Origin of the sequence: Paraburkholderia sp. JPY465 (assembly GCF_050436725.1) — a bacterium.
Classification (GTDB): Bacteria; Pseudomonadota; Gammaproteobacteria; order Burkholderiales; family Burkholderiaceae; genus Paraburkholderia; species Paraburkholderia youngii.
In genome coordinates, this window is record NZ_JBNDMT010000007.1 from 602019 (window position 1) to 624619 (window position 22601).

General features: G+C 60.0%; 16 protein-coding genes and 5 pseudogenes. 16 read left to right on the plus strand and 5 right to left on the minus strand.

The genetic code is table 11. The features are described from left to right. Nucleotides 1-81: 81 nt before the first annotated feature. A pseudogene (locus QFZ94_RS43485) lies at nucleotides 82-1684 on the plus strand (phage integrase family protein); the annotation flags it as partial. Nucleotides 1685-2094: 410 nt separating this feature from the next. Here the strand turns inward: QFZ94_RS43485 and QFZ94_RS43490 are convergent. From QFZ94_RS43490 to QFZ94_RS43500, 3 genes and pseudogenes are all read right to left on the minus strand, one after another. Then, nucleotides 2095-2231 (minus strand): annotated as a pseudogene (locus QFZ94_RS43490) (IS6 family transposase); the annotation flags it as partial. After that, complete coding sequence (locus tag QFZ94_RS43495; RefSeq protein ID WP_429464158.1) at nucleotides 2231-2572, minus strand: hypothetical protein; 342 nt, start codon at nucleotides 2570-2572, stop codon at nucleotides 2231-2233. The pseudogene QFZ94_RS43490 and the gene QFZ94_RS43495, both read right to left, overlap by 1 nt. A gap of 60 nt (nucleotides 2573-2632) precedes the next feature. Next, entirely contained in the window at nucleotides 2633-5539 is a 2907-nt protein-coding gene (locus QFZ94_RS43500) for an autotransporter outer membrane beta-barrel domain-containing protein (protein WP_429464160.1), read from the minus strand. A gap of 1238 nt (nucleotides 5540-6777) precedes the next feature. Here QFZ94_RS43500 and QFZ94_RS43505 point away from each other — a divergent pair. The 9 genes from QFZ94_RS43505 to QFZ94_RS43545 all read left to right on the plus strand — a co-directional run bounded on the left by QFZ94_RS43505 (nucleotide 6778) and on the right by QFZ94_RS43545 (nucleotide 16861). After that, nucleotides 6778-7533: a hypothetical protein gene (locus QFZ94_RS43505; RefSeq protein ID WP_429464162.1), complete on the plus strand. Its 756-nt coding sequence runs from the start codon at nucleotides 6778-6780 to the stop codon at nucleotides 7531-7533. A gap of 99 nt (nucleotides 7534-7632) precedes the next feature. After that, the gene (locus tag QFZ94_RS43510; protein ID WP_429464164.1) at nucleotides 7633-8718 is read left to right on the plus strand and encodes a hypothetical protein; all 1086 of its coding nucleotides are present in this window, start codon (nucleotides 7633-7635) and stop codon (nucleotides 8716-8718) included. Nucleotides 8719-9937: 1219 nt separating this feature from the next. Next, nucleotides 9938-10360: a hypothetical protein gene (locus QFZ94_RS43515; protein ID WP_176112286.1), complete on the plus strand. Its 423-nt coding sequence runs from the start codon at nucleotides 9938-9940 to the stop codon at nucleotides 10358-10360. Between the two features lie 263 nt (nucleotides 10361-10623). Continuing rightward, on the plus strand, nucleotides 10624-11430 hold the full coding sequence (locus tag QFZ94_RS43520; RefSeq protein WP_429464165.1) for a TULIP family P47-like protein: 807 nt from the start codon (nucleotides 10624-10626) through the stop codon (nucleotides 11428-11430). Continuing rightward, nucleotides 11427-11906 (plus strand): hypothetical protein, encoded by a 480-nt coding sequence (locus QFZ94_RS43525; RefSeq protein WP_429464166.1) that lies wholly within the window; start codon nucleotides 11427-11429, stop codon nucleotides 11904-11906. The genes QFZ94_RS43520 and QFZ94_RS43525 overlap by 4 nt, the downstream gene beginning before the upstream one ends. Before the next feature lie 90 nt (nucleotides 11907-11996). Further along, nucleotides 11997-13721 carry a TULIP family P47-like protein gene (locus tag QFZ94_RS43530; RefSeq protein WP_429464168.1) on the plus strand — a complete coding sequence of 575 codons (1725 nt, stop codon included), beginning with the start codon at nucleotides 11997-11999 and terminating at the stop codon, nucleotides 13719-13721. A 13-nt stretch (nucleotides 13722-13734) separates the two neighbouring features. Then, nucleotides 13735-14613: a TULIP family P47-like protein gene (locus QFZ94_RS43535; protein ID WP_429464169.1), complete on the plus strand. Its 879-nt coding sequence runs from the start codon at nucleotides 13735-13737 to the stop codon at nucleotides 14611-14613. 187 nt (nucleotides 14614-14800) lie between these two features. Then, nucleotides 14801-15031: a hypothetical protein gene (locus QFZ94_RS43540; protein WP_429464171.1), complete on the plus strand. Its 231-nt coding sequence runs from the start codon at nucleotides 14801-14803 to the stop codon at nucleotides 15029-15031. Nucleotides 15032-15397: 366 nt separating this feature from the next. Continuing rightward, nucleotides 15398-16861, plus strand: a complete 1464-nt coding sequence (locus QFZ94_RS43545) for a TULIP family P47-like protein (RefSeq protein WP_429464173.1) — start codon at nucleotides 15398-15400, stop codon at nucleotides 16859-16861. A gap of 146 nt (nucleotides 16862-17007) precedes the next feature. On the opposite strand, the pseudogene QFZ94_RS43550 reads toward QFZ94_RS43545, so the two are convergent. Next, nucleotides 17008-17301: pseudogene (locus QFZ94_RS43550) on the minus strand (integrase core domain-containing protein); the annotation flags it as partial. A 44-nt stretch (nucleotides 17302-17345) separates the two neighbouring features. Between QFZ94_RS43550 and QFZ94_RS43555 the strand changes: the two are divergent. From QFZ94_RS43555 to QFZ94_RS43570, 4 genes and pseudogenes are all read left to right on the plus strand, one after another. After that, nucleotides 17346-17717: pseudogene (locus tag QFZ94_RS43555) on the plus strand (helix-turn-helix domain-containing protein); the annotation flags it as partial. Between the two features lie 86 nt (nucleotides 17718-17803). Further along, entirely contained in the window at nucleotides 17804-18301 is a 498-nt protein-coding gene (locus QFZ94_RS43560) for a transposase (RefSeq protein ID WP_429464175.1), read from the plus strand. Continuing rightward, entirely contained in the window at nucleotides 18277-18630 is a 354-nt protein-coding gene (gene tnpB, locus QFZ94_RS43565; protein ID WP_429464177.1) for an IS66 family insertion sequence element accessory protein TnpB, read from the plus strand. The genes QFZ94_RS43560 and tnpB overlap by 25 nt, the downstream gene beginning before the upstream one ends. 45 nt (nucleotides 18631-18675) lie before the next feature. Further along, nucleotides 18676-19122, plus strand: a complete 447-nt coding sequence (locus QFZ94_RS43570; RefSeq protein ID WP_429464179.1) for a transposase — start codon at nucleotides 18676-18678, stop codon at nucleotides 19120-19122. Nucleotides 19123-20290: 1168 nt separating this feature from the next. Here QFZ94_RS43570 and QFZ94_RS43575 read toward each other — a convergent pair. Next, nucleotides 20291-21511 (minus strand): ISL3 family transposase, encoded by a 1221-nt coding sequence (locus tag QFZ94_RS43575; protein WP_429464181.1) that lies wholly within the window; start codon nucleotides 21509-21511, stop codon nucleotides 20291-20293. 115 nt (nucleotides 21512-21626) lie between these two features. Between QFZ94_RS43575 and QFZ94_RS43580 the strand changes: the two genes are divergently transcribed. Next, nucleotides 21627-22349: an IS6 family transposase gene (locus tag QFZ94_RS43580; RefSeq protein ID WP_429464182.1), complete on the plus strand. Its 723-nt coding sequence runs from the start codon at nucleotides 21627-21629 to the stop codon at nucleotides 22347-22349. 54 nt (nucleotides 22350-22403) lie between these two features. Beyond that, nucleotides 22404-22566: pseudogene (locus QFZ94_RS43585) on the plus strand (IS21 family transposase); the annotation flags it as partial. Nucleotides 22567-22601 lie beyond the last annotated feature (35 nt).

Sequence of the window (22601 nt, forward strand, 5' to 3'; positions counted from 1 at the left end):
CAAGGTATGTGGATTTCGTTGGTAATGGGCGGATAAACTTTACTATCAGTCCATCACTGATTTTGTTCTAAACCGGCGATCGTGAAAACGCGTCAGACCGAACTCCTTGCCTTTCCCGACGACGCCGAACTGGCGGCGCTGCGCGCTTGGTACGCCGGGCTCGACGCCCGAGCAGCCGTCGCCCGCTCTCTGCGACCGCAAGGCGCCAGGAGCATCCGCGCGCGGCGTCCTCGGCCGTATCCGACGCGGCCTGATCGCATATGCGGCAAGCCGCCATCGCGACGATCTCGCGGAGGTATTCGGCGAAAGGGGTGGCGCGTCGGCCGACACCGTTGCGCGCGCGATCGAAGCGTTGCGCAGCCTGACAGTACCGATGCCACACATTGCCGACGAGATTGACCGGTGGTTGCCACCGCGCGCGGTGGCCGCCCTGCGGGCGCATGGCATCCGCACGCTTGCCGAGTTGACCGTGCGGATTCCGCGCCGGCGCCGCTGGTGGGCAGGCATCGCCGGGCTCGGTGTCGCCGGCGCACGCCGAGTGGAGGCGTTTTTTGCCGCCCATCCGGCGCTGACCGAACGGGCGCGGGCGTTGATCGTTGCGGCACCATCCGGGCACATCGTGCCGTGGGAGCAGTTGAGCGTGCCGCACGAAGTCGACGGTTCGCACGGGCAGTTCCGTGCACCGCGGGCCGCCTGCCTGCTGAATGCATCCAACGACTACGAGGCGATCCAGTCCTGGCTGTCGATGCATGAATCGGCCACGACGCAGCGCGCCTACCGCAAGGAAGCGGAGCGCCTGATCCTGTGGGCGATCATCGAGCGAGGCCGCGCGCTGTCGTCGCTCACCACTGACGACGCGATCGCGTACCGGGCATTCCTGCGCCGTCCCACGCCGCACGAGCGTTGGGTCGGGCCGTCGCGGCCGCGGCACAGCGTTGAATGGCGACCGTTCATCGGCGCGCTGTCGCCCCGATCGGTGGCGTACGCACTGAATGTCCTGTCGGCGCTATTTCGCTGGCTGATCGAGCAGCGCTACGTGCTGGCGAATCCGTTTGCCGGCGTGAAGGTCAAGAGCCATGCGCCGCGCGCGGGATTGGACGTGTCGCGCGGTTTCTCCGAGGGCGAGTGGCTGCTGATCCGCACCGTTGCCGACGGCCTCGAATGGTCCTATGGCTGGAGTGTGCCGGCCGCCCAACGCGTGCGGTTTCTGCTGGACTTTGGCTATGCGACGGGCCTGCGCGCCAGCGAGCTGGTCGGCGCGACGCTCGCCGACATTCGCCGGGACGAACACGGCGATCACTGGCTACACGTGCTCGGCAAGGGTGGCAAGCGCGGTAAGGTCGCGTTGCCGCCGCTTGCGCGAACCGCACTTGACCAGAGTCTCCTGCAGCGGGGGCTGCCGGTCACGCCCGCGCGCTGGAACCCGGCGACGCCGCTTGTTTCAAGCCTTGAGGAGGACGGCGCAGGCATTGAGAGCACGCGGCTCTGGCGCGTGCTGAGGCGATTCTTCGTGCTGGTGGCCGATGCCATCCAGGACGAGCGGCCCGGGACGGCCGAGAAATTGCGCCGCGCTAGCCCACATTGGATGCGTCACACGCACGCGTCACATGCGCTGGCGCGAGGCGCCGAGCTGATCATGGTGCGCGACAATCTGCGCCATTCGTCGATCTCCACGACGTCAGTTTGCCGCACGGGATTTCAAGCAGTAGGCCGTTTATACGGAGATCCACATAAGCGTACCAGTTTTCATAACTTCACCGCTTATGATAGGAATTTACGCTTACCTTGTTTGCCCCCCTTTTAGATCGGCGGACATTCGCGACCCGGCGTCGGCGAGTGTCAGCATTCCCTATTTGCGAACGAGTCTTCACGACCCATTGCGGTAGGTCGTCAGATCGCGGTCCCTTCGTCGCTTCTTGAAGTACTGCGGTCATCCGACGGCCGGTCTTGTCGGTCGGGCATCGGCCAACACAGTCAACAGCGCCGCAGAACCTTATCGACTTGGCGTACGCCAAGTTCCGAGTCATTGGATTTGAGGAAGCCGCGTCAGAGAGAGATTGGGCCGGAAGCTGCTTGTATTGCCGCAGCAATCTCGACGGTCACACCGCGCTCGAAGAGCAGTTCCTCGATCTCGCGCAAGCCCAACTGAAAGCGGAAATACCAGCGCAAGCCCAACTGATAACCTCGCCTGGGAAACGGTGACCGTGATCGAGCGATTTGGATTTCTTCATCATGCCACAACGTGAAAGCGCCGTCCGGCGCACTGCTGAAGTGTTTTAGACGATGATTTTTTTGGACGAGACGGCGTTGCGCCAGAAACAGGTTGGATCGGGTTTGCCACAGCGGCATCGATCGCCCCTTTAGCCCCATGATCCGCACGGACTAACGTTGCACCGCTCATGGAGACGACCAGGCCGGGAAATGTTTGATCAGGCGCCTCGGCAGTGTTCATCGAGATTCCTTTTACATCGAATTCAACGTTAAGTACCCAATGACCTTCATGAATATGCTGACTACGCAGTACACCAATTAGTAATTCCTGGAAAGAAAACTTGTATTCATTGTTCGACATCGTTATCCCCTGAAAAAGCCGTCCTTGCATAAACGAGGGAAGGTCGCCGAGTACATTTTCTTACCAACTGTAGCGTACGCCGAAATCACCCTTAACACCATTACGTCGAACGTTGCTGTCTCCACTTACGGCGAATTGATAACCGAACTGTGCATAGAGGTTCAGGCGCCCGGTAATCTTTGCAGTAACGCCACCGGCAAATTCCAAGCGCGTCGCCTGCATGATCAACGGCACTTGGTCACCACCAAACGTCGTGGTCGCCTGCGCGTTCCAATCCCGCCACAAGTTGGCACGCACATACGGCTGCCATACAACATGATTGCCGCCTTCGATGGTCCATTGTCCACGCACGCCGAGCCGGCCAGTAGCCCCAGACGTCGAACCCAATGAGACACTTCCAAGACTGTCATTCGTGTCGCTGAATGATACATGCTGCCAGATGATCTGCGCTTGAGGCTCGATCACGAAGCCCGGACCTAACGCAAGCGGTATTGGGTAGCCTGCCTCCAGGGATGTCACGAAACCAGAACCTTGAACCGATAGGCTGGCCGATTGTGTACTGGCGTCGCCATCATAGTGCGTGCCCTGCAATACGGCGTCAAGATACCAACCACTTGGTCCATAGTGCGTCCAGTATCCGGCGCCTGAATATGCATTCAGATTCATTGAACCAGTGCGACCGAATATATACTCGGTTGCGGCTGCGTTCGTCATGATGCCATCAACATCCGCACTACCGTGGCCATACGCAAAGTACACACCAGCGATGTCACGATGACCGGGCCAGAAACTGCCTCGCCAAACGTCAAGACCAGTCTGGACGCCGACCACTGAGCCGCTCGCGCGTGGATTGGCAAAAGCCTGATAGCGGTTATCGATTTGCGAACCAAACACACGCCCCCACGCGGAAGATGCCAATCCTGAACGATCCGCACCACCAGCCTGCGGTGTAAGCGTGTCGCCGATGCGCTCATGCAGCGTACCGAGCATTTCAAGACCTATTTGCCGAGCGATCGGTTGCATAACACCATAAGTGGCAAGCTCCGGGCCGATGATTGGATACGTTCCAGGCGGCAAAGGGCCAACCGCAGGCGGATCGGGAGGCACGACTTCGGGCTGCACTGGGGGTACAGGCGGCACAACTGGCGGTACAGGCGGCACAACTGGTGGGATGGGCTCCTCTGGAGTCGGAGGCACCACGAAATGCGAACGCAGGAACCAGTCTTCAGGATTACTACCATTGACGCCACCCCGGAACAGGTCGTAGGTAAATGCGCCGCCGCGTGCTTCGCCCGCGAGCGTAAAGGCGTCCCCATTCGTCGTGCCGCCGTTCGTGACGATCACGACCGGAATGCCATCGGCCCGCGTCAGCGCACCGGGACCGCCCGCGTTCCTGATCGCGAGCTTCGACGCTCCCGTGGCCGTGCCGGTGTCGATGACGAGCCTGTCCGACGGCGAGTTGTCCGCGCCCAGAAACGTGTCGAGCGCGATCGTGCCGTTATTGCCGACGTACTGCGTCGTGGTGAGCGTGGTGCCCGGATCGCCAGCGGTATGAATGAGTCCCGCGTTGACGACGCTGGCAATGCGCTGGTCGAAGCCGCGCAGGTCCATTTTCCCGGCCGATGCGATGTGATAGTCCGAATTCGCGCTGAAGACCTGGGTAGCGCCCGCAGCGAGCGTTCCGCCCTCGATCATGGTCGGGCCGGCATAGGTGCTGGCGCCGGTCATCACCGTTTCACCGTTCAGCACGTTGGCCGTGCCCGTGCCCGCGATGGCGGCGGGAAACGTGTAACTGCCGCTGTTATCCGTGTGGTTGAAAACGACATTGCCCGTGCCGGCGCCGAACGTCAGCGTGTTCGCAACGAGTGTGCCGGGAGCGACTGGCGCAGAGCCAGTGGGCGCCCCGATGTTCAGTGTCCCGGTCGAGCCGGCATTCTGCGCAACAGAGACGGCGTTCGCAGCAACCTGTGCACCGTTTTCGATTGTCAGGTTTCCCGTGCCAGATTGACCGACGGCGAGCGTTGCCGCACTAAGCACGGAACCCGGATCGGTGACCGTGGCGTTGCCCACCGCTCCTGCGGAGGCACCGATAATGGCGTTCCCGCCGACCGTCACGGTGCCGTTCGACTGCACGCGCATATCCGCCGTGCCACCCTGGGCGATCACCAGATTCGGCGAACTCATCAACCCGCCGTTCGACACGGTGACTGTTCCGCTCGCACCGGGATTGAAAGCGAGGTAGATCGTGGTTCCACTGCTAGCCATGCCACCATCGGTGACCGTCAACGCGCCAGCCGTGGCGATGCCGACGCTCAGACTGGTCGTGGAGCGGAGCGTGCTGCCGGGGCCGCTGACCAGCGCGGTAGCCGTCGTGCTGCCTCCGATCTGCAAACTTGTGCCCGTTGAAACCGAGCCACCATCAAGCACATTGATTTGTCCCGTCCCGCCATTCCCGGCGATAAACTGGCCGTCATTCGTGTACGTCGAGCCGTGCCCTTCGACTGTCAGCACACCGGCGGAGCCAGCGCGCTCCCCTAGGCGGCTTATAAACAGGCTGTGCACGCTACCGCCATCGCTCACCGTGAGCGTTCCCGAACCCTCAAAGCCGATGTAGTACTGCGATTCGGGGTTGGTGGTGTTGATCGACCCGCCGTTTACGGTGATGAGCCCCGTGCTTCCAGCGAACTGCCCAATCTGGATACCGGACAGTACAACGTTTGCGCCAGTCGGAACAATGAATGTCCCGCCCGGAGCACCTCCTCCATTATTCCCGCTGCTGGCGCCCGCGACGACATTCGTGAACGAACTCGGCCCGGCGGGTGCGGTCACGGTGGTGTTGCTGTCAATATTGAGGGCACTCTGTGCGAACCCAATCCTGGGAACAGACATCTCTCCGCACGCAAGCGCCACGGCCACAGCAGCGAGCCACAATTTACGATGGTTTGCACGTCTGGGACAACGCTTCATCGTGAACTCCAGAGAAACGGCAGTCTGGGAACTCCATTTATCGAAACAGAATCCGGGGCCATGGAAACGGGCTGCAGGGCGTTTCGCATTCGGATTCGTTCATCGGACGCACGAGTGCCTCTCCCTGCAAAACGGGTGACCAAGCTACAAAGCTTTTTCTATCAGCATGCCGCATGCACATAATTAGCAATCCTGCACACAACGCATTGGATTCAAATAATGCAAGATGAGTCGGTACGAAACGGCGCGCTATTTCGTCGGGTATGCCAGCTTGCTAGCGTACTGTTCGTCCGTTTGAAGGCGCATCATTCGCCTCGTTGCCGGACGATACATGCCATTCCACGTGCGACATCAATGCGACGTACCGTCCTGCCATCTCCGGACGACACACCGGAAAAGTTCTTGGCAAATAATCGAGTTTTAGGTTATACAACCTGTGAAATTTTTCAAGAAAACGCGCGGATCATTTCATAAAATGCCCAGTCCGATGCGGTTAATTAACCTATGTGGCGTCTGACTATCGAGATGCAGCTGTGAGTTACTCCAGGGCGGTAGAATTGGCATGAATGAAAGCCTACCAAGAAGAACGAAAAGAAGCGCTTCTCCGGTCGCCGGGGTGCGAGCACATAACGCAAGTTAGATAAAACTCGCGCTTTTCGGCGACTACCGAACTTCACATTTCAGTAGTCGTTCTTTCTTTCAGTGGTCGTTCTTCTGCTTGATAGGTATGCGTAATCGTTAGCATTCAGGCAAGGGAGGACGTATGCCAAGGGAATTCGCAACGGCTGTTTCGGAATATTGTCGTGCAGAACAATCGTCACTGCGATTCCTTGCCGTTGCCCACGCAACGATGGGTCATGGTGAAGACTCCAACGTGACCGCTAGCAGCGTACGACGACTGTCGTCAGCTCGACTACCCTGTCTGGTGTCTGTCGCTGGCTCTTCGGCGCCCTCCCCGGCCATCACCGTAAGCGAGGGAAATCCCGTTGTTTCGCCAGACTCGCTACCATGCCGGCTGATCGTCATCACATCCATCGCGTTCAATCGGCCCTGCGTTTACGCGACAGGCGGTGCCGTGAAACCTGAAAACGTCCTGATTGCAGTTTCTGCGACCGCAGCTGCATCCCTCACGCTGTGGATGAGGAACATCGATGTATCCACGGATTGACGTTTTGTACGCCGATCAGTGTCTGACCGAAAGTGCCTAACATGCTCGACCCTTAATTTATGAAGATGTCATGGGAGCATCCGGGAACATTCAGCAACGCAAACGACCGTCTAATGTATTGGCCTTCCGGTATCTGACCGGTTTCCGGCGCATCAAACCAGGTCATGCATTTCGGCTGAATGCGATCGCGGTTGCAACGCAGCTCCTGGCGGTTGCGCATGCGCAGACGACTATCAACCCGGGCACCATCACAACTTCGCAGATCCTGAATGGTCAGACCGTCACCGTCGTCGGCGGTACGAGCATTAACGTGCCCAACGTTCCGAATAACGGCTGGGCCATCCTCGCGCGCGAGGGTTCCCACGTCACGTTCGATCCCACTGTCGGCCCCGCTGCCGGTCCGATCCAGCTGATCGGCAACACGGCGTTGGGCCACGCGCTGCAGGTACAGCAAGAGTCGTCCGCGCAGGGCTCGGGGCTGGAGATCACGACCAACGGCCCCGGCGAATATGGGATCGAGTTGCATCAGAACGGCTCGGTCAACCTGAGCAACACGAACATCACGACGAATGGCGCCGCGTCCGGTGGCATCGGAGCCTACGGACTGGGGGTTTCCGATACGTCGTCCGCCACGCTGTCAAACAGTTCGGTCACGACCAAAGGCGACGTCGGCAATGGCGTGATTTCGTTCGGGGGCACCATCACGCTGATCAACGTCCCGGTGCGCACGGAAAGCAGCAGTACAACCCTGAGTGCGTATGGCGTCAACGCCCAGAGCGGCGGACAGATCACGATGAATGGCGGTTCTGTCCTGACCAATTCGTAGAGTGGCGTCGGTCTGCGCGCGTCCGGGTCATCCGCGCCGAACTCGGCCATTGTTGCCACCGATGTCGCAGTCGAGACGCACGGCAATACGGGCTATGGCGTGCTGGCCCTCGCCGGCGGCGCCAGGGTCGATATGACGGGAGGCAGCATTACCACCACCGGCCAGTCGGGTGCGGGTCTCATAGCACGCGAAACCGGACAGGTCAGGACGTCGGGTACCCCGATCAACACCAGCGGGCAAACGGGATACGGTGCCTATGCCTATGCCTATGCCTATTCCGCGGAGCGAATCAGCATGACCGGAGGAAGCGTCACCACGATTGGCCGGTCAGGCCGCGGGCTGACAGTCACGGACGCCAATTCCCTGCTCAGTGCCACCGACGTTCCGGTCCAGACGGCCGGCCTCTACGGCTACGGCGCTTATGCGGGCAATGGCTCGGTCCTTGACGTTACGCGCGGCAGCTTCAATACCACCGGCGATAGTGCGATCGGCGTTGTCGCGGTAGGCAGCAACACGTCGGCGACGTTGAACGGCACGACAATCGGCACCAGCGGCACGGGATCGGAAGGCATCGACGTTGAAAATGGCGCGACGTTGACGGCGTCGAATGTCACGGCCCGCGCCACTGGAGCCAGCAGCGCGGCACTGTACATGGGCGACAACACAGGTGGCGGTGCCCGTGTGAGCTTCACCGGCGGCAGCGTGACGAGTGCCGCGGTGCCGACCGTCACGATCGCCAGCGGGCTCTCGCACCTCTCGCTGACCGATACGACCGTGCATGGTGACGCGCTCTGGCTACGCGTCGCCGCCACCGATGCCTACAGTGCCCTCGCCCGCACACGCGTTACGCCGGGCGTGCAGCCCTCCGCCGACGCCGCAGCCGGACCCGAGGAGGCGGAGGCCACTGTGCCGCTCGCCCCGGATGTGGAGAGCGTCAGCGACAGCACGACCGGCGGGCAGGCGACCAGATGGGCGATGCGTTGCAATACTCGCTCGGCATCAACGGCACGTATACGCAGAGGCTCTCGCTCTATGGGCGCGTGTCGTACCAGCAGCAGATCGGTAGCGGCGGGTTCCGGGGTTGGCTCATCAATGGCGGGGCGCGGTACGTGTTCTAGCTATCTGCTGGACTTCCGGTTCATCCCGTTGGACCAACGGCGACTCGGGGGCGGCCGACAGCAGTAGGCGCGGCGGACCTTGCCCGAGGAAGGGCCACCACCCAGATTCGCGAATTGCGTAGCAGTCTGCATGCGGCTAACGCCCTGCTGGTGTCGGCCGCCCAGTTTGTATCGAAAGATGACCTGGCGCGGTTCGAACGGATGAAGGAGACCCGTCTGGCGGGAATGCGCACGTCACGCTTGGAGCACATCTTCGCCAGATTGCCTAACCTGCATACTGGCTGAGGCACAAAAATGGCAGTTGGCTGGCAACGCCTGTCGTCGGCGGCCACGATGTTTCTCAAGCCAACTAAATGTTTGCACCGCGCGTAGCTCAGCGAGTTAGACGTCGTGTTTTCTTGTTTCGTGCGCAGATACGCGCGCACGAAGTGTCCTCAATTCCAGTTGCAATTCAAGGCACAGGTACATCAACGCCTTTGTCAACCTGTCTGCTCGTGCTTTTGTCGCGAATCGCGCGTCTGCGTCAGAAGGCGTGCACGGAGTGGCCTGCGATGCCTTTTCGGACGCAAGAAGCTCGTCGACAAGGCGCCTGTGGTGGGCATACAACCCGGCCCGGCTCACACCCGCCAAGCGGCATACTTCGCTGATCGAGAGCCTTTCGCATGGGTTCTCATCTCGTTTCGCCCTCACGACGGCGCGAACCTTGTCTTCGACACTCAGACCTTCCTTCTTCATCTTCAACATCCTTCGAGCCAGTAACGCCATCTCCACGACCGCCTTCGTTGAGACCGCGGAGCAATCGAGCGGTGTTTTCTCGACGACGGGAAACCCACTGAACGGTTTGTTCCGGAAGATCTGTCCGTCTCAAAAACTCGTCGTCCCCAGAGAGCCGGCGCTCCCACGAGGCGCGGTGATGCTCGGTCACGGCAAAGTTCGAGCAGGTCGAGCAGATGTCTGGGGAACGCCTCGTTTCATCCGGCCCCTTTGCATCGCCACGACATGGAGACTCGCTTTGTGAATACACACAATACCCCCAATCGCATGGTGCCAGCTTTACCCCAGCATCGATCAGCTTCTCCGCCACAGCATTTATTCCCTTTTTTCCGCGGTAGTGTGTCGCGCCAGATCCCTTTAATGCTAGAAGTGCAGAACTCGCCCTGCCGCCGACGTGCGATGCCGTGAGAAGGTCGGTGAGCCCCTTCATAAGGTCAATCCGAGCTTCCTGATGGAGCAACTTCTGTGAGGCAGCTCGACGGCCGAATGCTGAATCAGCAGAGGAGGAGATAATGAAGCTCGTGACACTTATGTTGGCTGGTGCGGTTCTGACATGCACGTCAACGGCCTGGGCGCAGAACCAGTCGGCAGCGTCGGCACCCGTGCCTGCGAATGAAGTCGTCAGCAATGACGCGATCGCCCGGATGCGCGAGAACGAGGCGACCGAGGATCATGTTGACAGAAGGAAAGCGGAAGCGAAGAAGGAACGGGATGTGGCGATCGCTGCAGCGCGATCTGGAGCGACAGTGGAACCAATAGTCAGGAAAATAGATCGAGCTCCGCCTCTTGCGGTCAATCGTTCGAAAGCGGTGAGCCGGATGCTGTCAAAATTCAGCGCATGCAACGTCGCGACCAGATGTGTGCTGACGTCTGGTGCGAACGGTACTTTCCAAGGTACCGGAGCTCGCCAAGATGAAGGCAGACGCAGATCGTAAGCGATCCATCTTCGACGTCTGGCAGTTAGCGACCGTTGCGAGGAGTATAGGTGTCCAATTCGAGGTGGACACCTATGACTGGCAAAGACTCAGAGTTGGCAGTAGTGCGGCGTAGCAGCGATGGCCGTCGGCGCTATGACGAAAAAAGTAAGTGCGTTTTAATTGAGGCAACCTCTGGGCGCAGATGACCGGTTCGGGCGTCCCCATCCGCTGCTTTGCGGCGTGTCGCCCAGCCCTACTAATGGAATTAATGAGGTTCGGACGTGAACACTAATGGCTGGGACACCATTTCGGTTCTCGACATCAAGCAAGTCAATGCTCAATTGCAGAAACGGCTTGCCGAATTGGTGATGAAGTTCGATACGAGTTGGACGGACGCATTCGCCGGCCAGTTTGAGGCAAAGGGCAATTTCGGCCCATGGTCGATAACCGGTGGGTCCGGCGCGGACATCTACCTGACGCTTCCAATCAGGTCCGGAACGCTCAGTCAAAAAAACGTCACGGGGAAGATTATCGATATATCCGGAATGACCGTCGAGGTCGAAGTCAATCTTGAGTGGATCCCTTCGAGCGTTACGGCTGGCGTCACTAATTTGCAATTCGATCTTGGTGCAATCACGCCGCAAGGCGGCCAGCGCAAGCCGGGCGACATTTTTGTCAAAAACGTTTCCGATCCGAAGAAGACAGGCTTCGGCCTGGACGTCGGCAACGGGATCGCGAACGCGCTCCTCAGCAATCAGGACAAGATCTCCTTTATCTTCGCCCAGACCGGCATTGTGAATGCGCAAACGGCCACCTGGCTCTTGCCGAAGCGGTCGACCTACAGCTACCACACGCCGCAAGGCGGCAGCGAAAGCTATCTGGCGATCCTGAGCGTCACGACGGACCGAGACATTTCGCAGCTCAACTCGAACATCGATTCGGGAATCGTAAGCAGCCAGTATCCCTTGGCTTTCGTCATTTCCGGCGACCTGTTTCTTCAGAATGCGATCTTGCCGGTGCTGCCCGGCATTTTCCACACTCGAATGCGGGCAACTTCTCCTACGCGAACGGAAAGATCAGTCTCGTGAGGTCCTTCGACCTCGATTCGATCCGGGAAGGGGCGATCGACTATACGCCGACGATCGAATCACTCACCATCGAGATCGACGCCAACGCGCTGAACAGCTCCGCCTCGGGTAGCTGCGGGCTGCACCTGCCCCACGCTTACCTAAGCTTCTCCGCCGTCACCAACAACGTACTGGTGTACAACACGACGAACCAGACGTTCTCGTTCCAGAAGGACCCGAACCCCGTCAGCAATTCCCACAACCATGTACCGTGGTACGACTATCTGATCGGCCTCGGCGCGCTGGGCGCCGCGATCATCGCCATCGTGCTCGCGGCCGTCGAATCCGGCCTTGGCGACAGCCTCTCGGGCTCGAAGCTCGCGGGCAGCCTGTCCGCCGCGCCGGCGTCCACCGTGAAATGGGTGGGGCTGGACCAGGTCCGCATCCAGAATGGCGAACTCAACGACTGCTTGCTTTTCCACTCGGACGTCGCTTGACCGCGGCGAGCCGCGCGCCGCAGGAAAGGGCGCGACCAATCGCACATCACGCCTATCTGTGGGACGAACGACCAAAAAGAGGCCCTCACCATGGCACCGCTTTGCAAGGACAACACTACGCCGCCTTCGGCCGGCAGGGCATCCACCAACAACTGGGACACGGTTTTTGCCCTCAATTTTCTCAACGCGAACAAGGCGATCAAGAACCAGAAGTCCTCGCCGCCGGCCTTCGACGGCACCAAGCCGGGTGGCGGATTCAGCGGTCCGGCAATCAAGGTCGACGGCAAGTTCGGCGACTGGCAACTGAGCGGCGGCAGCGGTTCTATCGCGGAGTTGGGCCTGCCGGTTTCAGGCACCGCTACCGCCGAATCCACACCGCCTCAGAGCATTCAGTTCAACGGGACCGCCGTCATTCAGGTCTCGCTCGACTACTTGCCTCAGCCGGGCCAGGACGGCTCGTCCAAGTTCTCGGGCGGCAAGTCGAACGCACTGAAGGTCAAGACGACGACCCCGGACCCCAACACGCAGCCGATCGTGTCGATCATCAGCCTCACGCTGAACAAGGAGGCGAGCGATGCGCACGACGCCATCAGCGACGTGCTCGAGCAATGGCTGATCGCTAACCTCGGCAGCTTCAACCACACCTTTGCCGCGATCGACCTCGGCGCGGTGGCTGACCAGGGGCAGTTCCAGTGGCTCGTGCCTACGCATGTGGGATACGGGATAAACAATCCGGAGAATGCACCCGTCGACAACTATGTGTTCGCCGTCATGGCGATGACGGCGAACCGTCAGGGCGTCAATCTGGGCCACGAAGTCTCGCCCAACGTTATTCCCCAAGGTTGCAATGCCGGCTTCCTGATCTCCCAGGAACGCTTCATGACGAAGATCATGCTGCCTGGCATCGAGAAGATGTTCAAGAACGCCTCGGACAAGGACTTCCAGGTGACAGGCGATGGATCGACGATCAGCAACGTCAATGCGATTACGTTCCAGAACTTCGAGACATCGAACAAGGACGGCTCCGAAACGGTTGAGATCACTGGCGCGACACTCGATCCTGAGAAGTTCTCCCTGATCGCAGACGTCACGACGCTCAAGCTGAATTTCACGGATCTGCACCTTCCCTGGAAGGGCGGCCGCTACACCGTGCACATGCTGTACGACTCGGAGTGCGAACTCTACATGGATGCGAATAAGCACTTCCAGGCCTGCGTGGTCGGAACGCCATCGCTCTCCGTGGCGGTCACGGAATCCTCCGCGGAAAAGTGGACCAACATCATCGTCGGAATCGTCGAGGGAATCGGGTTTGCCGTTGCCGGTGCGGCAATCGGCGGCGCGCTCGGCCCGGCAGCCGAGGCGACGGGGGAGGGTATCGAGGGGGAGGCGACTGGTGCGGCAGAGGCTGTGGAGGGGACGACCGACACGCTCGAGTTCTCCTCGGATCTGGTGTCCGACACCGACATCGTAAATCTCGACGACGTGAATGCAGAGGACGACGCCGACGCAAGCGACGATATTGAAAACACCGAAGAGGAATCGTACTCGTCCAAATTCAAGGGCTTCCTAAGGCGTAACTGGCGAAAGATTCTCGGCATGGCGATCGGCGGCGCCGCGGGTGCGGTCACGGCCAAGCTCCCAGACATCCTGGAAGCCTATTCCGAGCAGGATCTCGCGAAGATGCCCACGCTCGACGAATTCGCGGATTACTCCGTCTCCCCCATCGCATGGCCCGGACAGACCGGCTATACGCTCGTGAGCATCGCGCTCAACGAGTCGCTGCAGATGGGGCTTAACGTCAACATCGCGGATTGAGGAGGCGCCAATCATGAGCACCTTGTCAACGGAAAACTGGGACACCGCCTTCGGCATCAAGTACAAGGATGCCAATGCCGCCATGGCGAGCGGGGGAAGCTCCCCACCAAACTTCTCGGGCTCGCACCAGGTCGTCGGCAACACGTACAAAGTGAGCGCCAGCTTCGGGACGTGGAAGATGACCGGAGGCTCGGGGTCCCTGCTTATCATGGCCCTGCCGCTGAGCAATGGGCGCGTCTCGGGCGGCGGGCAGGCCGAGGAGTCGTTCGAAGGCACGGCGCAGATCCAGGTGAGCCTCGGCTTCATACCCCAGCCGGGCTCTACCTCGTCGCGGGAACTGCGCCTCGACAATCAGCAGGCCGTCAGCGTGTTGCAGGTGACGCTTTCGTCGGGGCCGCCGTCCGCTCGGGATACGATCAAGGGCGCCTTGCAGGACTGGCTGAATGCAAATGTCAGCGAGTTCAACCATGTCTTCGCCGTGGTCAATCTTAACGAGTTCATCGACAAGAGCGACGCGTTTGCCTGGGTCAAGCCAACGCATGTGGGCTATGCGATCTATACCGAGAACATAGCGTCGGCCGATGACTATCTATTCGGGATTCTCGCCATGACGGAGAACCGGCCCGGGAGGAACCTCTCGCCTGTGATGGATCCAGGCATCGCATGGAAACTACTCGGCATCGTGATTGGCGCGGTGATAGGTGCGGGCATCGCGGGGATTGTCACTGCGCTCCAGGCCTACGCCGAAGAGAACACCGAGAAGCTCCCGACGCTTGACGGCTTTACCGACCGCTCGACAGGGAACGTCAACTGGGCGGGAGGCACCAGCTATAAGCTGAAATCCGCGCAATTGCGCGGCCCGATGCAACTGGGTCTCGTCAAGTCAAGCTGAGCCATGGCCAACTCGGATACGGATGGCCGGGACATGGTCCTCGCCACCCGTGCGAGCGTGCTCAACAAGGCGCTCGCCGGGCGAGAGGAAAGCCTGGGCGAGACGATCCCCCAACCGCAACGGGGCGGTAACCGTAAAGGGCAGCCTGAGCATCTGCCAGATTGCGACCGGAGGATCGGGAGCGCTGGTGAAATTCCTCATCCCCTGCAGTACGCTTACGCTCAGTCAGAAAGAGCAGTCGTTCACGTTGACCGACGGTTCGTTCCTCGTGAAGGCGACACTCGCGCTTGCGCCGCCGCCGGACCCGGCTGACTCCGATGCGCGTGCACGAACCATCAAGGCAGGAAAAGGGACGCTCACCGTGCAGTCATCGAGCTTCGACGATCCGCAATTCGGGGCTTCGAGGTCATGGCCGTGACCGTGTTGCAATCTTGGCTCGATGCGCGAGCGTCTTTTCCCTACACATTGGTCGCCATCAAGCTGACCATCGTGAGCGATCGCGGCCCGGTCGCGGCGCTCGTGCCCGTGAGCGCAAGCTACGCCTATGCCGACGCGGCCGGAGGCGACGGCGTGCTGGCACTGCTTTGCCGCGTTGCCGCCGGCGCCGACAACGCAGGGCAGCTTCTGCCGGAAGTGAACCCTTCTGCCCTTGGCGGCGGCGCAAGCGCGATGTTGCTGGGCAAGGATGTCGTGCTCAGGTTGGCGGATCTGGCTTTGTCGAGAGCGAGCTGGGCGGGCGCGGCCAAGGGCCAGTTCACCAGTGCACTCCTGATCCGGAGGGCGTATGATCGCGCAAAACGACGAAGGCCTGAAGGCCGATACCTATGGCTGGGACACGGTATTTGCCATTCGCGTCGACGACGTCAACGCGACCATCAAGCGCAAGGGAACCTCTCCGAACACTTTCGCCGCGTCCACGCAGGATCCTCACACCGCTATCGCGGTGGACGTATCCGGCACGTTCTCCGATTGGCAGATCACGCTTGGCGGCAGCGGCAAACTCATTCACATGCAGACGCCCGTGACCGCGCTGAAGGCGAGCGGCACCATTCCTGGCGCGGGACCTGTCGCGTTCACGTTCGGCGCCGGATCGTTCGAGATCGAGATCCAGCTGCAATACGTGCCCCATACCGAAACGCCCGCCACGGGCTCTGGAACGTTCCACGACCTCAAGGTCCGCCACACCGGCGCAAGCCCGCAAGAGCAGGTGGTCACGGTTCTTGACGCCTATGGCTTCGGCAGGAGCACCGATCCCTCGGCCACTCCGTTCGAGAGCGTAGTGGACGACGTCAAGGCTGCCATGCAAAACTGGTTCAACGCCAACCTGATCGATTTCGAGCACGTCTTCGCCACGGTGAATCTCAACCGTACCGCGGACCAGGGGCTGTTCGCGTGGCTGTTGCCGACCTATTCCAGCTACGCGTATGTGGACGGTCCGACGCTCGACTCAAGTGTGCTCGGCATTCTCTGCATGACGGAGAACCGTTCGGCTGACGGGCTCGACCAGGAGATATCTCCCAATGCGATTCCACAAGGGGCGCGGGCCGGCTTCCTGATCGCGCCCGAGCGTTTCGTGACCGAGATATTGTGGCCGTCTATGGCGATCGTCTACAAGGGCACTCAGCCCGGCAACTTCGCGCTCAACAGCGACAAGACGGGTCTCGACCTCGCCAACGGCGAAGTCACGATCGACTCGCTGAAAGACGGCGACGGCAACAGTCACGAGACTGTGCTGCAGAATTTCGAGCTGACCACCTCCGACCAACTCCTGACGGTCGATGCGACGACACGCGTGCAAGTGTCACCCGGCATCCACGCCTTTACCCATGCCGTGTCGTCCTACGGTCTCGCCCTGCACAATAACACCAGCTCGGGCAAGCAAAGCATCTACTACGTGGACAAGAGCAGCATTCCACCGGCGCACTGGCCGGAGGAGAGCGAGGGCGTAGAGATCACGAAGATTCTGGAGGGCGTAGCCGCGGCGCTGAGCACCCTTGCCATCGGAGTGGCGACTGACGGGGCGGCCTTCGCCGCAGCCGCAATCGTGATGGGCATCCTGTCGGGCGTGGGATCGAAGATACCGGACCTCATCGCCGCAGCGAATACGGATGACTCGCCTTCGATCGATCTTCTCGTGTTCAATTCGGTCGGCCCGCTGCAATGGACGGATCAGGCGGACTTCAACCTTGTGAACGTATCGCTGAATTACTCGGTCCAGATGGGCGGGACCCCGAACTTCAACGGATAAGGCTACGGGTGAACCGAAGATCCCAGAAAGGCCGCGTTAGCTAGTCCATTGAACCGGATGAATTGCACCGGATGCGTCGAGTTGGATCGGAATACTTCCATTTCAATGGGACAGCCCCCGGTTTCCGGGAGACCGTTTTGTTTGAGTCAAGCCGCCTTGGCGACGTTCTCAAACTGCCGATAGTAAGCTTGCCCGGCTTTCGCCGGCGGGATATCGCCGATCGGGCCGAACAGCCTACGATTGTTGAACCAGTCGACCCATTCGAGCGTGGCCAGCTCGAGGGCTTGCTGGCTACGCCACGGGCCGCGCCGATGAATCAGTTCGGATTTATACAGCCCGTTGATCGTCTCAGCAAGCGCGTTGTCGTACGAATCGTCCACCGTGCCGACCGACGACTCGACGCCGGCTTCGGCCAGCCGCTCCGTGTACCGGATCGCAACACCCCCGAAATCGAAGGGGGTGGAATGGGGAAGAAACACGGGCGGTGCCGCCGGGGAATCCGGCCGTTGGTAGGCTCTATCGGGCGCGCCCTGGCGTCAATCAGAAGCAGAACCTGCAAAGGTTCTGGAAAGCAATTGCACAGGGTCTGTCAAGCGAGGAAGCGGCAGTCATAGCCGGTGTGTCTTCTGCGGTCGGAGCTCACTGGTTCAGGCAAAGTGGCGGTATGCCCAATATCAGCCTTGCTCCGCTTTCAGCCCGGTTTCTCGCTCTTCAGGAACGGGAGGAAATCGCGCTCTTACGCGTCCAGGGGCATGGCATTCGCGAGATTGCCCGACGTGTAGGACGACATCCATCGACTATCTCGCGGGAACTGAGCCGCAATGCTGCGACGCGTAGTGGCTACGTTGAATATCGGTAAGCGGTCAATAAAAGACGCCCTTCCATCGAGGGGCAGAAGGTCAGAAGCTAGGTGTCCACGTGGACACCTGCACACTGACACCGATGACAGGGAACAAAGATCTCAAGAGCCGCCTGGTGATTGGCGCAAAACGCGACGGCCGTCGCGAGTATGACGAAGGCGCACGCGACGAATTGGTGAGGATGTGCCTGAAGCCCAGCGTGTCAATCGCGCGCACAGCAATGGAACATGATGTAAATCCGAATCAGCTTCGCAAGTGGATCACTCGTTACCGTCAGCAGCGAATGGCGCAGGCTCAGCAGATCTCGCCATCAGGAGTCACGGGTGGCGTGCCGATCGATACTCCGACACCATTGCGCCCGAGCGAGGCGCCGCCATTCATCCCAGTCGTCACCGCACCATTGCCACCGCCGGCTGTGCCTCAAGGGCCGTCGCAGTCGCCGCCACTGATGGTGGTCGCGTTTCATGTGCGGTTGCCGAATGGCGTCGAATTTGGGCTCGGCAACGCGAGTCTCGAGGAACTGGCGACGATCGTCCAGATGCTGGGGAGGCTGCCGTGTTCCGGTTCGACGATGGGCTGAAGGTCTACGTTCACCGCGATCCCGTTGACTTCCGGATGGGCATCAATGGTTTGTCGATCCTCGTCGAGCAGACGATGTCGCTAAACCCGCTGGACGAGGCACTGTATGTGTTCGGCAACCGGCGTCACGATCGTATCAAGATCATTGCCTGGGATGGCAATGGGTTCTGGCTTCTTCTGAAGCGGCTTGAGGGTCATGATCGCTTTGCATGGCCCAGCGATGCGGCGATCGTGACATTGAGCATCGAGCAACTACGCTGGCTTCTACAGGGCGTCGATCTCGCCGCCATCAAGAAGCACCCGAAACGATATTACGTCCGTGTGAGCTGAACGTCGGCGCAGCATGCCGGGTTTGTCGAGGAACGTACCGCGCTGGTGAATCGCCTGCGCGGACTGCTTGCCGAGTTTGGTGTGTTTCTGGCGCAAGGCATCCGCACATTACACCAACACATCGTCGACCGTATCGAAGACGGCAGCAACGAACTCGCTGGTCCCACACGCCAGGCCCTGATGCGTGGCTGGGCACAATGCCAGGCATTGGATCAGGAAATCGCGTGGCTTGACAAACAGATTGCCGAACCCGCCGGTCATGATCCTCAGGCACAGCGGTGCATGGACGTGTGCGGCGTGGGCCCTCTGACTGCATCCGCCGCTGTTGCGACCATCGTTGATGCGCGACAATTCAAAAACGGCCGGCAGATGGCTGCCTGGATCGGCACCGTAAAACAGCGGCTCGGACGCATCACCAAGCAAGGCAACGACTATCTCCGAACCCTGCTGTTTCAGGGCGCGCTCAGCGGTCCTGACGGCACACCGACGTGACGACCGGCTCTCGCGCTGGATTGTCCAGCTACAGGCGCGCGTCGGCTACTACAAGACGCTGGTCGCCGTCGCCAACAAGCATGCGCGTATTCTCTGGGCGTGCTCGCGAAAGGCGAGAAATTCGATCCATCGCACGTATGTATTGCTCCGCGCGCGGTGATTTGCGCAACAGACAGCTGAGTCAGCCATCAACCACGATCCACTTTGCACTCGAAGACGCAACAGGTAAAGGATAGCGACAGGTCAGACCGGCAGCGGGCGAACTCGATGAACCGTAAGGCGCCAAATCGCATCTATTCGCCGTCCCAGGGATGGAGTCCCGCTGCGCGGTTACTATCCGGGCCCGGGCGGAACCACAGCGCCCAGTAAGGCCGTTTATGGGCATGCAGTCTGTCTCGCCGCCGTCCGCACCACCAACGTCTCGAACGACACCGAAGCTTGGTCAGCGACGCATTAAAACCCGCTTGTCAAAATGGGGAGGTCCTTATAGGCGGGTCAGGCCTTCAGAACCTTCGCAACGCCAGCCGCCAACGTCTTTCGCAAAATTCGTTCCTTCTCCACTGGCTCTTCGGGCGAATTCTTCATGCCCTGCTTTTACAGTACCTCCTTAGCGCGACGGAGCCGGAAAACGAGGGTGTCGTCATCGCCAACCTCGTCAACCTGTGGAACGCGTTCGGCAAGTGCGTGTGCGTAAAAGATCTATAGTTGCGTCTGCAACAACATACGGGAATGTCTGGTGCCGCAAGAGCGGGACTGTTTTTGTAGCACCCCTCGTTTGGACTTTCTGTCCAGCCGGCGGGGCATGGACTAGGTTTAGCCATTTTCAGCTTAGCTAAATCGTCTTTATTTTTCAGCAATATCCAATCTTGAATAAATATTTGCGGCCCCACGGGAACTTGACCTTGAGGCCCAGGCTCCGAATTCGGAAGGTCAGGTGAATAAACGGATTGCTGCCACACTCGACAATCCGAATGAAATCCATTCTGTGCGCAATAGGCTGGATTATCGGCGGAATTAGTATTAAGTTGAAGCGAATAACCGCTCGCAGGTTTCGCTAAGCCGCTTACAACGGTTCCCGGGAAGCTCCCAATTGCCGAGGTCGTGAGCCGGTCGTCTGTGCGATATAATCGGGGTTCTGTCGCGCCAAGGTGCCGGGTTAAAATTTGGTTCATCGAGGATTACCGGGGAACGCGGCGCGGATTTTGAGGAAGAAGTACTCCTCGTCGCGGTACCCGTAAGCCCGGCGCTTGATGACCTTGATTGTGTTGTTGATCCCTTCAACGACACTGGTGTTGAGTGGGTGGCGGCAGCGCGCCAGGATTCCATGCCAGTAGCCTTGCAGGCGCTGTGCGAACAGTTGCAGGGCGGCGATACCGCTTTGCCTGGCCTGCTCAAACCACTGCTCCCAGGCCTTTTGCGCCCAGGCAGGCTTGCGGTAGAACCAGAGCCGTTTCAGTTCGTCGCGCAGCACGTAGACGCATAACAACGGCTGGTTTGCTGCCAGCAGTTCCTTCAGATGCACCGACTGCTCGGGTTTCAGGTTGCGGCGGTTGCGCAGCAGCAGCCAGCGACTGGACTTCAGGACCTTGCGCGCTGGTCTGTCATGGCGAAGCTGGTTGGCCTGATCGACGCGCACGCGATCGATGACTTCACGCCCGTATTTGGCGACGACGTGGAACAGGTCGTAGACAACTTCGGCCTGTGGGCAATGCGCGTTGATCTCCAGCTCATAGGCCGTCGTCATATCGATGGCAACTGCCTCGATGCGCCCAGCGACGCCTTCAGGAAGCTGCTCGAAGAAGGCCCGGGCCGTTTCGCGCGAGCGCCCCGGCCCGATCCATAGCACCTGGCGGCCGATCGGATCGACCACCACCGTGGCGTAGCGGTGGCCCTTATGCAGCGCGAACTCGTCCATCGCCAGATAGCGGATCGCCGACCAGTCCGGGTCGGCCACACGGGCACGCAGGCGCATCTTGTCGATCGACTTGACCGTGTGCCAGCCCAGATCGTAGAAGGCGGCCACCGCCTGTACGCTGGCCGCCTGCAACAACTTCTCGCACGCCTTGGCAAAGCGCTCCGTTACCCGCTGGTAGCGGCCCAGCCACTCCAGCTTCTCCAGCCGTGGACCACCACAGCTCTCGCACCAGACCCGGCGGCGGGGCACGTGCAGCACTACCCGATATTCGAACAGTGGCAGATCACGCACGCGTCGCACTGTCGTCTCATGAATCTGCGAACAACGCGCTCCGCATTGCTCACAATGCATGACCCGGCCCACCGGTTTCAGATAAAGCGAAAGCGTGTGGTTCTCGCCCTGTGGCCACTCTACGCGTTCCAGCCGGTAGCCCTTCCAGCAACCCAGCGCCTGCAGTGCCTTGCGATCGAGCAATCTCCCCCCTGATGTCCCCTGAATTCAGGTATCAGGTTACGCAATTGGTGAAAATCGCTCCACGCTTTTCTACGAAGAACCTAAAATTTGCGTTCGATCCTGAGTGACGAACAGCATGGGCCAGACGAAGAAGACACCACGCGCGACGTTGCCTCCGGGCATCGGCAAAGGTCTCAAGCGACTGCACTATCCGTTGGACGTGATCCTGCTGTGCGTACGCTGGTATGTGGCTTACTCGTTGAGCCCGCGAAATCTCGAGGAGATGATGGCAGAGCGAGGCATCGAGGTCGACCATTCGAGCGTGCACCGCTGGGTTATCAAGCTCGTACCGCTGTTTGAGAAGGCGTTTCGCCGCCACAAGCGCCCGGTGGGCAAGAGCTGGAGGATGGACGAGACGTACGTCAAGGTCAGAGGCCAATGGAAGTATTTGTACCGCGCTGTCGACAAGCAGGGCAACACAGTCGATTTCCTGCTGCGTGCCCATCGAGACAAGGCCGCTGCGCGCCGCTACTTTGAGAAGGCGACTGACCAGAACGGCGAGCCCGAGACGATTACCGTGGACAAGAGCGGTGCGAATCTGGCTGCGCTCGAGGCTCTCAACGCCGGGCGCGATACGCCGATCAAGATCCGCCAGAACAAGTATCTGAACAACATCATCGAGCAGGACCACCGAGCGATCAAACGCATCATCAAACCGATGATGGGATTCAAGGACTTTCGCTGTGCCCGCATCATTCTGTCTGGCATCGAAGTGATGCATATGATCCGCAAGGGACAGATGCAAGACGATCGCGTCGCCCGAACGGTTGCCGGGCAGTTCTACCTGCTGGCTATGTAAGCAATCCTATGTACATTCACTCATTTGATCTGCCATCGTTATCGCGACAGAACCCTAGCGATTCGTGACGCACTGTTCCCGCGTTAGGCTTACCGCAGAACCTGGGAGCAACTCGATGCCCGCATGTCACAACGCGACGCATGCAAGACGATGTCAGCCTGCTTGAGCTCGCGGGCCTGCACGGGGTGGGGCCGTACTGGCAGGGAAGCTTCATGCGAATGACAACTACCCCGTTGGGCCGCAGTCGAATTC